This window comes from Salipaludibacillus daqingensis (assembly GCF_029891575.1).
Classification (GTDB): domain Bacteria; phylum Bacillota; class Bacilli; order Bacillales; family Salisediminibacteriaceae; genus Salipaludibacillus; species Salipaludibacillus daqingensis.
On the sequence record NZ_JARZHF010000002.1, the window covers coordinates 469,156 to 481,467 of the forward strand.

Consider the following 12,312-nt stretch of genomic DNA (forward strand, 5'->3'; position numbering starts at 1 on the left):
CCACTAGTGACCCTTAATTAGCTTTTTATCGTTTCTTTGGTCACTAGTGCTGGCCACTAGTGACCTTAAGTTAGCTTTTTGCCAATTCTATGGGCACTACTAAACCAATTTTCTAATCCAACCAGTCAACTAATAAGTGCTTAAAAGCAAAAAATCGATCGCCAATTGATGGCGACCGTTTTCTAAATTGATTTTTAGCTATCAAATTTTTTAAAGATTAGGGAAACGTTATGGCCCCCGAAACCTAATGAATTACTCATAACAACTGGAACATCTGTATATCTTGATTCATTTGGAACGTAATCTAAATCGCAATCTGGATCCGGAGTCTGATAATTTATCGTTGCTGGTATAATACCTTCTTGGATTGCTCTCACAGAGAAGATTGCTTCAATTGCACCTGCTGCACCAAGTAAATGACCTGTCATTGACTTAGTAGAACTAATTGCTAATTTTTTCGCATGGTCTCCAAAAACTGTTTTTGCTGCCATCGATTCATATTTATCATTGTATCCTGTACTTGTCCCATGAGCGTTTAAATAAACAACGTCAGATGGTTTTAAGTCTGCATCGGATAAAGCCTGTTGCATTGCTCTGGCGGCGCCTTCGCCCTCAGGTGCAGGTGCCGTGACATGATAAGCGTCTCCCGTTGCTCCATAACCCACGATCTCAGCAAGTATCGTTGCTCCTCTTTTTTCAGCAGAATCAAGTGACTCAAGTACGAGAATTCCGGCACCCTCGCCCATCACAAAACCATCTCGGTTTTTATCAAACGGTCGACTTGCAGTTTTCGGATCAGAATTAGTCGAAAGAGCTTTCGCAGAAGAAAACCCTGCGAATGACATTTCTGTTATTGGAGCCTCTGCTCCACCAGTAATCATCGCGTCTGCATCGCCTCGTTCGATCACTTTAAATGCATCTCCAATAGAGTTTGCTCCAGACGCACATGCCGTAACTGAACAAGAGTTAACGCCTTTTGCTCCTAATTTAATTGACACTTGTCCTGAAGCCATATCTGGAATGAGCATCGGCACAAAAAACGGCGATACACGACGATAGCCTCTTTTTTCATACAAACGGAACTGTTTCTCATATGTTTCCATGCCACCAATACCTGAACCAATCCAAACACCAACACGATTCGCATTTGTCTCATCAATTGTTAAATTAGCATTCTTCACTGCCATCATTGCACTTGCAACGGCAAACTGTGTGAAACGGTCCATCTTCCGCGCATCTTTCCCATCCATGAAGTCAGCAGGATCGAATTCTTTTGCTTCAGCAGCAACAGTAGTTGGGAATGTTCCTTCTTCAAACTTTGTTAATACATCTATACCTGACTCTCCGTTAATTAATTTTCCCCATGTTGTTTCTACATCATTTCCTAAAGGCGTCACAGCTCCGACACCGGTAATTACAACTCTATTTTTAGTCATTAAAACTGCTCCTTTCTCTATCTAATCAAACGTTATTTTCCCCATTTCATGGCGACAGCACCCCATACGAGTCCTGCACCAAATCCTACAAGTACAACAACATCTCCATCTTTTATCTTACCATTTTCCAATTCGTGTACTAATGAAAGAGGTATAGAAGCAGAAGATGTATTTCCATATCGGTCTACTGTTTTAGACATTCGTTCAATTGGAAGATCTAGTCTTTGTCGTGCTGCTTCCATAATTCGAATATTTGCTTGGTGTGGTACGAGAAAATCAACATCCTCTTTGACTAAACCTGCCTTATGAACGACATTCAGTGCAGATTCTCCCATTTGACGAACAGCGAATTTAAACACTTCCCGTCCATTCATCATGAGATGATCTTCCATGCGAATGTGATTGCCTCCTGCTCCATCTGATCCTAGTTCAAATGATAAAATACCATTATCCCCTTCTACAGGACCTAATACGGCTGCACCTGAACCATCGCCAAATAATACAGCAGTGTTGCGGTCATTCCAATCAACGATTTTTGAAAGCTTCTCTGTACCTACGACAAGGACATGTTTATATGTGCCAGACTCAATAAATTGTTTTCCGGTAACTAAGCCATACATAAACCCTGCACAGGCGGCACTAACATCCATTGCGGCAGCTTTCTTTGCTCCGAGTTGTTGTTGGAGCATCGAAGATACCGATGGAAAGGTTTGATCCGGTGTCACCGTGGCTACAATAATCATGTCCAATTCTTCAGGATGTATCCCCGCTTTTTCAAGGGCATCGACAGAAGCGAAGTAACTCATATGTGACGTATCTATATCATCTGAAGCAATTCGTCTCTCCTCAATCCCGGTTCTCGTGCGAATCCATTCGTCATTTGTATCAACTTTTTTTTCTAAATCTATATTTGTTACGACATGCTCTGGAACGTATTTTCCCATTCCCCATATTCCTGCTCGCATCTCGTTTCCTCCTTAAAAATCAATTTTATAGTTATTATTATGACCTAGTACTAATAAAAGTGCAAGAGTCTATGTTATCCTACTTTAACTTTCTGATGTCGAATTATTTAATGAAACAAAAGCTGTGCCTCTTATGAGACACAGCTTTCATAAATGACTTACAACAGATGGTTTTATTCGTCTTTTTTATTTGGAGCGTCTGCTTCGACGGCCCCCATTAATTCTTCAAACATTTCATCTACTCGTTTTACTAGAGCGGCTTCTTTTGCAGATTCCGGATCATATTTCTTTAATTCTTCATATGTTTGTAAAAAAGAATCGATATCCTTTGTTGCTATTTGAGAAATGGATACGTAAGCTAAAAGTGTAACATTCGGTTTTTCTTCTTGGTGGAAAAGTGGCAATAGTGGTTCTAATAACTCTTTTGCTTCTTGGTATTGCTTTTGATGAACGGCTTCATACCCTTTTACAATACGATCTGCCATTTTTCTTATAGCTTTTGACTGTTCTTCTGGCATACATCAAACTCCTAACCTGATCTACATATATTCTACATTACTAGAATCTCCTATTATAACCTCTATACTCTAAAATAAAAACATATGAGAGTAGTTTACAGCTTCTTCACTTCCATTACCCTTTTCGTCCCTTAAGATGTGAAAAAATTTACCGAGCGTCTTCCGTTAAATAGAAAGATATGGACTATTAAAATGATCCCACTTTTCCCTTTGACCATTGATCCATTTCAACAACATGTACATTTGACCGAGATGGTAACTCTCATGGTGATTTAAATGATACAAAATCCATTCAGGAGAGTATCTCTCCTCTTTGTTTAATCCATGCACAGTTAAATTAGCACGTCGGAATTCCATATCTGATAAATCTAAATAATATTCTCTTGTCAGCATTCGAACTTCACCTAGGCGAGATAAAAACCAACTTTTTTCCAAGTGCTTTGGTGCTGTTATTACTTGTTTTTCTTGGAAAAAGAAGCGAGCTCTCTCATCATCCGTCAATCCTTCACCTTGCAAAACCATTTTATTCCACCATAATTCAATTTGTGCTAAATGCAGCGCATAAGCCGCAATCGTTGGAAAATCATGCACGTGATGATGGATATCTTGCTCATCCAACTCATCTAGCAAACCTAAAAGACGTTCTCTAGTTAAAATTAATCCTCCTAGTAGATGTGTAGACTCTCTAGAGGAAACAGGGGCTAACGTGTGCTCGATCATTATTCATCACCCTCCGCATTGTTTTTAACATCATCTGGCAACATACCTGATTCAATGTACTTAGTAATGTGATCTTCTATCCATTCCCTCGTTTTTGATGGAACCTCCTCGCTGAAATTCCCCATAGTAATAACGCCATCTTCAAAATCAAAATAAATATTTCCACTTTCTAATTTACCTTCTTTAAAATCTGTTGCAACAAATTCATAGAGTTTTTCCACTTCTTGAACAGTACTCGTTAAAACTGTTGATTCGCCTAAATCAAGTTGGTCTCCCACATATCCAATTGCATAAAGACCTTCCTTTTTAACTTTTTCAATGATTTCAACGTGGTATCCATCCCCTGCAGGATAAAAAATATCAACATCTTTATTTTTCATCTCGTTAAATATCCTAAAAGCTCGTGATTTATCTACCCAGCTTTCCACATAATCAATATTAACGGTCACAGAATCCGAATGGAATTTAGCTCCATCTTCAAATCCTTTTACCTCTGGTTGAAAAGGAAACGCCGCTATGACACCCACTTCATTAGAATCTGTCATCTCTGCTGCTAGCATCCCCGCAAAATAACCCATGGCGTAACCTTCAAAATGAAGACTCGTAATATTGTCGCCTTCTACTTCTCCATTAAAACTAATAAAGTGCATATCAGGAAAATCGTCTTTTAATCCCATAAATAAATCAGCATAGATATGACTGTGTCCAAATACAATGCCTACATCTTCCTTATGAAATTCTGCAATCGCATCTTCTACAAGAGACTTTGATCTAATATCTTCTTTCAATAACACATCAACACCTAACGTAGACTGCAACTTTAACATACCTTGGTAACCCTTAGCATTCCATGCTTGATCATCAATAGGATAAGGAAGGAGTAACCCTACTTTTTCTAAGTTTTGTTCTTCGTTTTGATCACAACTAAATAAAAGGAGAAAAAATGGGATAACAATTAAATATTTAATTTTTTTCATCTTTTTAACACCCATTCCTTTGATTCATTTCTCAAAGTATATTCTTTTATAATTAATACGATGTTTACTGATTTTAGAGGAACTGACTGAAAAACAGCCCGATTATTTCTCACTATATGTAAAATAATTCGACATGGCATTTATAAATCCTCTTTTTAATTTACTACCCTGAAAATAAAACATAGTAGAGAGGGTTCCAGATTCTTCCCCTCTTTCCACGGAGGCTACACCGCTTCAATTATTCAACCCTCGTGGTTCAGATAGATTTGCATCATATATAAACTACACACCCTCGTTGGGCGAGAAAGGTAATGTTCAATACCACCCATCTTAAGATCACGAAATTCTTCATTTAAGCATCACCACTAAAAGATTTCATTTTATAGAAAAGCCATTCAGTTAGTCCGCCTAAAAACAAAGAACTAATCACAATAACTTCCATTGGCCATTCTGTGTTTCCCGTCAGGAAGAAAAAAACCAAAATCGATACGACAGAAAAAATGACAACACCTAAAAAAAACCTCATCTTTCTCCTCCTAAGCTATTTACCAGATTCCTAGACTTTTTCATCATACATATCTCATAATCGCCAACCATACTTCATTTATATAATACCTATTCCAAAAAAATAATCGAAGGTTTTACCTTCGATCAATTAGGCTTTTGTTTAAATGTCCAAACTCGGTCCTTGTTTGTCGTTTCCGGAAAAGTCATGCCTGCTTCTAAATGAATTTGCTTTGGATCTTGTACCATGCTTCTCGTTTCACCAATTTCCATATAAACACCATTATTTGGTGCTTTATCGCCTGCTTTAAATTGATTTCTTTGTCCCATACGTTCACCTCTTTTTTAATCATACACAATTATAATGAACGGTTAAATGGGATTCTATCCATAATAACTAAAAAGAACGGCAATGATGAAAAAAGAACTATTTATAATTTCAACAATACCAATTTGTATTGGTTTTTTCAAATATTTTTTAGGCATAGCGACTGTTTTTACTAATGATATAAGAAAAGCAACACCTGCACCCGTTGATACGAATACAAACATAATGACCACCATACCAATATGATACAAAACGGATATTCTCCTAAATGTAATATTACCTTTTTCTCTAAGTAGTGATTTTACGTGGAAGACACTCCCTACAAAAAACGCTACAACAACAAACATGTAATAAAAAGCTTCTAGTAAAAGCGTGTTATTTCCTATTTGGTATGAAAATAACAAAAAAGCGGACAGAGCGATGATAGCAGATAAATCATTTAAAAATAAACGTTCTTTCTTCAGTTTTGCAAACACAAGGTTTATAAAGAAAAACGGAAAGATAATTAAAGCAATATAAAATAGCGAGAGATCTACTATGAAATTCGGAACTAAAAAAAAGCTTCCAAATGTAACATAAATAAAAAATGATGGCCAGACGTCTTGATGCTTCGGTTGCCTTAGATAAGTTAACAATGGCGCTTGTGCAAAGTATAAACTAAATAATCCAATAAAAAAGATGATATGATTAAAAGTAACGCCTGTCATTCCAGCCCCTAACCAATAAGGAACAATGACCATAGCCCATGCCCCATGTTCTCTTGGAATATACCATTTCATCTCCTCGCCTCCTCTCTATGTCTTAATTTAACTTTACTAAAGAGCCGTGGAAATGTATGTGATGGTAATCACATAAATATTTTTTTCAATAGTGATTTTTCCCACAGCAATGATTTATCTTTTCTGATAAAGTATGGATATAATCAACCATAATCGAAAACATAGGCTTCACTGATCGTTGAAGGAGGAGTTATCATGTTAAAGGTTCTACTTTATTATAAAAAAGAAAATGGCATATATCCAATTTTATCTAAATTTGGATTTAAACTTAACGAAGATCATTATATAAGAGAATTAAAAGCAGACTCATTTATCGTAAAAGCTATTCATAACAATACGGCCAAAGTCGTAGAATTTTCTTGCAAAGATGAAGTCTCTTACGACGGCTGTAAAGAAATGCATGAAATGATTACTCACATCGCAGAAAATCTCAATGCTAAGATTGATGACTCGGATGCCATGCTTGGATATAATGCAGAAGGAAATCCTACTTATTTAGTCCATGGTTTCCAATCTTGGTCTGAATTTCTTGATCAAGCAGGACACCGGTCCCTAGAAGGGCATAAGGTCGAGTGTTTTGACGGAAAAGTATTTCTAGGTAAAGGAATATTTATCTCTTCTGATATGGCAACAAAAGATATAAATGAGAATCCAAAAATCCCTTCTTGTACTATTATTTCTTCTGAAGGAGAAGAAACATTCCTTGGAGACAAGCTAAAAATTATACCGGTTTCTGACTAGATCGTATTGAGTTAGCTGATTGGATTTGACATGGGACACTCACCTCTTATTACACTTCATTCGTTATAATCTTTAGGTCAATAAAAAAAATCATGAATAAAGATCTTTATTCATGATTTCATCATTAAATGGTGCATATTTCCACTGGGCAATCTCCGCAGTGCAAATAGTTTTTTAAGTATTGTATATCGTGAAGAGTCATATAACCATGGTCCATAGACAGAATCCCCGATTTTTTCAAATCATTTAACATACGATTAACGCTTTCTCTTGTTGTTCCTATATAATTTGCGATATCTTGATTCGTTAAATGTACATTAATGAGAATGCCCTCTTCTTTCGAAATACCATAAGAATTGCTGAATCGAATCAGCGTCGAATATAAAGCTCCTGTTTTCCCACAAAGAATTAGGTCACGGAACTTTGCCTGCGTTGATTGCGTATGTCGAGCAAACCATTTCATAAAAGCAACCGCTATTTCCCCATTTTGCCGAAATAATGCCTCTAATGTATGACGGTCAAAACGAATTAGTGTCGCGTTATCAACGACTTCCGCTGTAACACTAATAGACATCTCGTTAAATAACCCTACTTCGCCAACAAGCTCATCTCGTTGTTTTAAATGAACAGAAAACTCTTTTCCTTCAGACGTCATCTTGCTTAACCTTACTTTTCCGGAACGAATTAAGTAAACATGTTCTGGGAAGTCTCCTTCATAAAATAAATACGTTCCTTCCTTTGCATTTATCTCTAAACCATTTTTCAATAGAAGGTTTTGATTCTCTGGTGAAATTTCATTAAAAAACCGTTTCATTTGTAATTGTTGTTTTTCCATAGAGAAACCTTCCTCCTTTTATCGTTCTTTTACCTCTCTTCATTCTATATTAACACTATAGCAATAGTTACAAACTGATAAATTTTGTCTATATTTTGAATGATTTAATCTTAACGGATTCAAGTCATTACGTCTACTCTCCTAAACGTTCACAGACTCTTTTTTCTAAGACATTTATACATAAATAGGATTCAAAAGGTAAGCTAACACCTTCTGAATCCTATTTTGAATTTCCTTTTAAGCTGAAACAGAATTTCTTTCTTTCATTTGTTTAGATGCATCTTTTAAATTCTCATTCAATTCACGATCTACTGATGACAACACATACTCTTCGTCATGAGATCCTTTCGGCTCTTCCATAAACAATAAACAAAACAGAAAACTTCCAAATGCTCCTGCTGCTAAAATAAAGAAAAATGTTTGGGGCGTAACAAGGGTGTAGATCGTCAAATACACAACAGCACCGACGTTTCCATAAGCACCGGCCATTCCTGAAATCTGACCTGTTATCCTCTTTTTAATCAGAGGAATCACTGCAAATGTTGCACCTTCAGCGCCCTGGATAAATATCGATGTTAATACAGTAATCCCAATAGCCATTATAAGTGGCCACTCAGAATTGATAAAGGCCATTCCAAAAAGTCCTAAACTAATACCAATCATATAAATTAACATAACAGTTTTACGTTTTGACATTTTATCCGATAACCATCCACCTAATGGACGAGCGAATAGATTCACGAATGCGAAAGATGAAGCGATTAATCCTGCTCCCATAGCGGAAAGCTCAAATGTCATTAAGAAAAAGAACGGTAACATCGATACAATCGCTAACTCAGCACCAAAATTCGCAAAGTATGTCGTATTTAATGCCGCAACATTTTTGAATTTATATTTGTCATCTTTTGGAACACCTTCACGTAGAATAGGGATATTCACGCGAAGGATCTGTATGATTTGATAAGCTATTACTAGGAACAAGACTACGAAAATAATATTCATCGCTTGAACAGAGACAAAATCTAAGTTTTGTAAGCGCCATGTTAAAAGTCCTAGCGCTCCACCTAATGGAATCGTCCATAAGATAAGTTGGATCATATCACCGTAAGTACTTACCTCCATAGCCGCAACTTTTCTAGGTTTTTGATACGTTTTTCCGGCAGGTGTATCTTTAACAGAGAACCAGTATATTATTCCGTAAATGATACAAGCAATCCCACTAAATGCAATCGCATATCGCCACCCGTCATCTCCTCCAAAAGCTGTTAAAGCCATCCATGGAAGGACGATTGCAGCAACAGCTGAACCGAAATTTCCCCAACCAGCATAGAAACCTTCTGCAAACCCCACACTTTTAGGTGGGAACCACTCAGAAACCATACGTATTCCTACAACAAAACTTGCACCAATGGAACTAATTAATAATCGTGAAACGAATAATTGCATCCACGTCGTCCCAAATGCAAACATAAATGTTGGAATCGCCATCACTACTAATAAAATAGAGAATACTCGTCTAGGTCCATATTTATCCAATAACATCCCAATAACGATTCGTGCGGGAATCGTTAGGGCAACATTTAAAATAGCTAAAGCTGCAATATGATCCGTAGTTAACCAACCTACAGATTCTACCATTGTACCTGCTAAAGGGGCCATGTTAAACCAAGCAAAAAATGAAACGAAAAAGGCTCCCCAAGTTAAATGTAACGTTCTCGTTCTTTCATTTTTGAATTGAAATAACTCTTTTACTTTCATAAAAAACGCCCCTTTTTTACCAATGAATACTCAGCCAATTTTCTGTAAAGAGCAAATTAATCCATCTCTTGAAATGATGATATTAGCATTTTACTTCGGCATTTTTTCTTGAATAATAGAACCAGTGAATTCCCAAGCTTATAACATAATAAACGATAAAGATTATTAAAGCTACATTTGCCATACCTGTTTGATTGATCGACCAACCAAACAAACTTGGAATGAGAAATGCTCCGTAAGCTGCTATCGCGGAAGTAAATCCTAACACTGCTGCAGCTTCTTTTTGTTCGAAAATAAATGGAATCATGCGGAACGTCGATCCATTTGCAATACCTGTTGCAATAAACACGATAATAAACATTGTTAAAAATCCTGCAAAATTACCTGCGTTATAGAAATACATAACACCTAGGGTTCCAGTGATAAGTAAAATGATGTCCCAAAAAGTGACAAATGCTCCACCTAGTTTATCAGACAACCAACCACCTACTGGCCGGATTAACGCTCCGAGTAAAGGACCAATAAAGGCAATTTGAAATACGTTTATTTCAGGGAACTCTGTCCTTGTTAATAATGGAAAAGCTGCCGCATAACCAATAAAGGATCCAAAGCACATCGTATATAACCATGTCATAATCCACGTATGTTTATTTTTGAAAATAACAGCTTGTTCTTTGAATGATGCCTTTACACCCGGTAAATTATCCATTCCGAAGTAAGCTGCTACAACCGTTAATATGATTGGGATAACCCAGATAAAGGCTGCATTTTGCATGTATATTTCTTTCCCGTCTCCTAACACTTGAGGAGCACCGACAAACGTACCAAACAATGCTACTGTGATAACAATTGGCGACAAAAGCTGCACAGCACTTACACCGAGGTTTCCAATTCCTGCATTTAAACCTAGCGCTGTTCCTTTTGCTTTCTTTGGATAGAAGAAACTAATATTCGACATACTAGATGCAAAATTCCCTCCACCAAAACCACAAAGAGCTGCTAGAATAGCCATCGTAACAAACGATGTTTCAGGATTTTGAACAGCAAATCCTATCCCAATTGCTGGTATGAGTAAAGATGCTGTGCTAATTATCGTCCAATTTCTTCCTCCGAAGATAGGAACTAAAAACGTATAAAAAATCCGAAGTGTTGCTCCTGTTAACCCTGGTAATGCTGCAAGTAAGAATAGTTCACCTTCTGTAAAAGCAAATCCGATATCATTTAAATTTGCTGCAATAACAGACCAAATTTGCCATACTGCAAAAGCTAAAAATAATGCAGAAATAGAAATCCATAAATTTCGTCTTGCATGTTGTTTCCCTTCTTGTTCCCAAAATGCTTCGTCTTCGGGTTCCCATTTTTGTATTTGTGCCATGTTAAACTCCTCCTATATCAGTAAAATTCTCATTAATGGTCTACTCATGTTGCTCCGCTTCATACTCGACTCTTTTCCAATAAACAAGGGCAATAAAAGCAATACATGCGGATACAATCGCTATACCTGAGAATAAAACAACTTGTTCATACTCTCTTCCTAGATATGACTCCACTGTCCATTGAACCATCATGACATTAATTGCAATTGTCAAAAATATAATCACCCAATATTTTTTATTAGCCATGACGATACTTCCTTCCCGTCGCGAAAATTGTGCCGTTTGTCACTTCTAGTTCAATTAACGGAAGTTCTCTTTGTGGCGGTCCTGAGATAGGATGACCATTATTGATATCGAAGTATCCTTTATGGCAAGGGCATAATAGTGTGTCACTGTCTTTTTCATAAAAAACTGGACACATTAAATGGGTACATGCTGAATTGTAAGCAACTAATTCTCCATTTACTGAATGGACAAGAATCGCGGCGTCGTTTTCCGTAGGATAATTAAAAGTTAGCGATTCACCCTTAGGCAAGTTAGCGAGTTTAGTAATCTCTACTCGCTCCTCTTCCTCTTCCGCCATACCCATCATTGCCTTAACACTAAATGGTACAGTAGAAAGTCCAAGCGCCACGGAGGCACCTGCTGCTGTTTTCAAAAACGCGCGACGGTTATATTTCAAATCATCCTTTTGATCGACATTTCCGATAAGGTTGACCATATCAGACTTTGATTTCTTTACGTTGCGTCCTTTTTTACACTCGGTATTCATCGTTCATTCTCCTTTCTCTAACTTAATCTGAATAAACTCCGAAAAACTCAGGTACGTATTCCCATTTATCGTTCTCTGACGGTTTTTTTCCTTCAATTAAGTTCATTTGTGTTCTTCTTCTTCTTAAATCCATCATTTCGTCATGATCAATAAAACGAATCGCATCAGATGGACAAACGGACGCACACATTGGTGAAATATCATGCTTTGTTCGGTCATAACACATATCACATTTGTACATTTTATTTTCTTCAAAATCGAACTTAGGAATACCGAATGGACAGCCAAAGGTACAGTTTCTACAACCAATACACTTATCTTCCATTGCTGAAAGGACAACACCCTCTTCGGTAATTTGAATCGCATTTGCCGGACAAACTTTAGCACAAGCTGGATCTTTACATTGCATACACATCATTGGATATGTTTGACGATTTTCAAAGAAATTCACATATTCCACGTAGTTCCGTTCTTTTGCATCGTGTCCGCCACATTCTCTACAGGCCGCCTGACAAGCGCGACAGCCAATACAGCGTTCGAATTCTAAATACATCACTTTATTCATTTTCATAACCTCCTGCTGTTTTGGTTGACCGTTTTGTT

15 protein-coding genes are annotated in these 12,312 nt (G+C 37.0%); 1 reads left to right on the forward strand and 14 read right to left on the reverse strand.

Annotated features, from left to right (window positions below; genetic code table 11):
• Positions 1 to 194: 194 nt before the first annotated feature.
• The 8 genes from fabF to QDN89_RS06480 form a co-directional block, all read right to left on the reverse strand.
• Positions 195 to 1,436 (reverse strand): beta-ketoacyl-ACP synthase II, encoded by a 1,242-nt coding sequence (fabF, locus tag QDN89_RS06445; RefSeq protein ID WP_280769272.1) that lies wholly within the window; start codon positions 1,434 to 1,436, stop codon positions 195 to 197.
• A gap of 32 nt (positions 1,437 to 1,468) precedes the next feature.
• Positions 1,469 to 2,401: a beta-ketoacyl-ACP synthase III gene (locus QDN89_RS06450; protein ID WP_280769273.1), complete on the reverse strand. Its 933-nt coding sequence runs from the start codon at positions 2,399 to 2,401 to the stop codon at positions 1,469 to 1,471.
• 173 nt (positions 2,402 to 2,574) lie between these two features.
• Complete coding sequence (locus QDN89_RS06455; protein WP_280769274.1) at positions 2,575 to 2,919, reverse strand: hypothetical protein; 345 nt, start codon at positions 2,917 to 2,919, stop codon at positions 2,575 to 2,577.
• Between the two features lie 165 nt (positions 2,920 to 3,084).
• Complete coding sequence (locus QDN89_RS06460) at positions 3,085 to 3,639, reverse strand: DinB family protein (RefSeq protein WP_280769275.1); 555 nt, start codon at positions 3,637 to 3,639, stop codon at positions 3,085 to 3,087.
• Positions 3,639 to 4,616 (reverse strand): BMP family ABC transporter substrate-binding protein, encoded by a 978-nt coding sequence (locus QDN89_RS06465; RefSeq protein ID WP_280769276.1) that lies wholly within the window; start codon positions 4,614 to 4,616, stop codon positions 3,639 to 3,641. The genes QDN89_RS06460 and QDN89_RS06465 overlap by 1 nt, the downstream gene beginning before the upstream one ends.
• Before the next feature lie 352 nt (positions 4,617 to 4,968).
• Positions 4,969 to 5,142 (reverse strand): hypothetical protein, encoded by a 174-nt coding sequence (locus tag QDN89_RS06470; protein WP_280769277.1) that lies wholly within the window; start codon positions 5,140 to 5,142, stop codon positions 4,969 to 4,971.
• 125 nt (positions 5,143 to 5,267) lie between these two features.
• Positions 5,268 to 5,450 carry a YjzC family protein gene (locus tag QDN89_RS06475; RefSeq protein ID WP_280769278.1) on the reverse strand — a complete coding sequence of 61 codons (183 nt, stop codon included), beginning with the start codon at positions 5,448 to 5,450 and terminating at the stop codon, positions 5,268 to 5,270.
• Positions 5,451 to 5,504: 54 nt separating this feature from the next.
• Positions 5,505 to 6,227 (reverse strand): YwiC-like family protein, encoded by a 723-nt coding sequence (locus QDN89_RS06480; RefSeq protein ID WP_280769279.1) that lies wholly within the window; start codon positions 6,225 to 6,227, stop codon positions 5,505 to 5,507.
• Positions 6,228 to 6,422: 195 nt separating this feature from the next.
• On the opposite strand from QDN89_RS06480, the gene QDN89_RS06485 reads away from it, so the two are divergent.
• Positions 6,423 to 6,968, forward strand: a complete 546-nt coding sequence (locus tag QDN89_RS06485) for a hypothetical protein (protein WP_280769280.1) — start codon at positions 6,423 to 6,425, stop codon at positions 6,966 to 6,968.
• A 124-nt stretch (positions 6,969 to 7,092) separates the two neighbouring features.
• On the opposite strand, the gene QDN89_RS06490 is transcribed toward QDN89_RS06485, so the two are convergent.
• The 6 genes from QDN89_RS06490 to QDN89_RS06515 all read right to left on the reverse strand — a co-directional run bounded on the left by QDN89_RS06490 (position 7,093) and on the right by QDN89_RS06515 (position 12,274).
• A complete protein-coding gene (locus tag QDN89_RS06490) occupies positions 7,093 to 7,803 on the reverse strand; it encodes a Crp/Fnr family transcriptional regulator (protein WP_280769281.1) in 711 nt (236 codons plus the stop codon).
• A 237-nt stretch (positions 7,804 to 8,040) separates the two neighbouring features.
• Positions 8,041 to 9,561 (reverse strand): MFS transporter, encoded by a 1,521-nt coding sequence (locus QDN89_RS06495; RefSeq protein ID WP_280769283.1) that lies wholly within the window; start codon positions 9,559 to 9,561, stop codon positions 8,041 to 8,043.
• Between the two features lie 82 nt (positions 9,562 to 9,643).
• Positions 9,644 to 10,936, reverse strand: coding sequence for a NarK family nitrate/nitrite MFS transporter (locus QDN89_RS06500; protein WP_280769284.1), 1,293 nt, complete (start codon positions 10,934 to 10,936; stop codon positions 9,644 to 9,646).
• 40 nt (positions 10,937 to 10,976) lie between these two features.
• Positions 10,977 to 11,183, reverse strand: a complete 207-nt coding sequence (locus QDN89_RS06505; RefSeq protein ID WP_280769285.1) for a hypothetical protein — start codon at positions 11,181 to 11,183, stop codon at positions 10,977 to 10,979.
• Positions 11,176 to 11,709 carry a Rieske 2Fe-2S domain-containing protein gene (locus QDN89_RS06510; protein ID WP_280769286.1) on the reverse strand — a complete coding sequence of 178 codons (534 nt, stop codon included), beginning with the start codon at positions 11,707 to 11,709 and terminating at the stop codon, positions 11,176 to 11,178. Before QDN89_RS06510 ends, QDN89_RS06505 begins: the two co-directional genes overlap by 8 nt.
• 22 nt (positions 11,710 to 11,731) lie before the next feature.
• Positions 11,732 to 12,274 carry a 4Fe-4S dicluster domain-containing protein gene (locus QDN89_RS06515; RefSeq protein ID WP_280769287.1) on the reverse strand — a complete coding sequence of 181 codons (543 nt, stop codon included), beginning with the start codon at positions 12,272 to 12,274 and terminating at the stop codon, positions 11,732 to 11,734.
• Between the last annotated feature and the right edge of the window lie 38 nt (positions 12,275 to 12,312).

What these genes read in the sequence shown, in the direction of transcription:
- fabF (WP_280769272.1), bottom strand. Translation starts at nt 1,436, where the DNA reads ATGACTAAAAATAGAGTTGTAATTACCGGTGTCGGAGCTGTGACGCCT.
- QDN89_RS06450 (WP_280769273.1), bottom strand. Translation starts at nt 2,401, where the DNA reads ATGCGAGCAGGAATATGGGGAATGGGAAAATACGTTCCAGAGCATGTC.
- QDN89_RS06455 (WP_280769274.1), bottom strand. Translation starts at nt 2,919, where the DNA reads ATGCCAGAAGAACAGTCAAAAGCTATAAGAAAAATGGCAGATCGTATT.
- QDN89_RS06460 (WP_280769275.1), bottom strand. Translation starts at nt 3,639, where the DNA reads ATGATCGAGCACACGTTAGCCCCTGTTTCCTCTAGAGAGTCTACACAT.
- QDN89_RS06465 (WP_280769276.1), bottom strand. Translation starts at nt 4,616, where the DNA reads ATGAAAAAAATTAAATATTTAATTGTTATCCCATTTTTTCTCCTTTTA.
- QDN89_RS06470 (WP_280769277.1), bottom strand. Translation starts at nt 5,142, where the DNA reads ATGAGGTTTTTTTTAGGTGTTGTCATTTTTTCTGTCGTATCGATTTTG.
- QDN89_RS06475 (WP_280769278.1), bottom strand. Translation starts at nt 5,450, where the DNA reads ATGGGACAAAGAAATCAATTTAAAGCAGGCGATAAAGCACCAAATAAT.
- QDN89_RS06480 (WP_280769279.1), bottom strand. Translation starts at nt 6,227, where the DNA reads ATGAAATGGTATATTCCAAGAGAACATGGGGCATGGGCTATGGTCATT.
- QDN89_RS06485 (WP_280769280.1), top strand. Translation starts at nt 6,423, where the DNA reads ATGTTAAAGGTTCTACTTTATTATAAAAAAGAAAATGGCATATATCCA.
- QDN89_RS06490 (WP_280769281.1), bottom strand. Translation starts at nt 7,803, where the DNA reads ATGGAAAAACAACAATTACAAATGAAACGGTTTTTTAATGAAATTTCA.
- QDN89_RS06495 (WP_280769283.1), bottom strand. Translation starts at nt 9,561, where the DNA reads ATGAAAGTAAAAGAGTTATTTCAATTCAAAAATGAAAGAACGAGAACG.
- QDN89_RS06500 (WP_280769284.1), bottom strand. Translation starts at nt 10,936, where the DNA reads ATGGCACAAATACAAAAATGGGAACCCGAAGACGAAGCATTTTGGGAA.
- QDN89_RS06505 (WP_280769285.1), bottom strand. Translation starts at nt 11,183, where the DNA reads ATGGCTAATAAAAAATATTGGGTGATTATATTTTTGACAATTGCAATT.
- QDN89_RS06510 (WP_280769286.1), bottom strand. Translation starts at nt 11,709, where the DNA reads ATGAATACCGAGTGTAAAAAAGGACGCAACGTAAAGAAATCAAAGTCT.
- QDN89_RS06515 (WP_280769287.1), bottom strand. Translation starts at nt 12,274, where the DNA reads ATGAATAAAGTGATGTATTTAGAATTCGAACGCTGTATTGGCTGTCGC.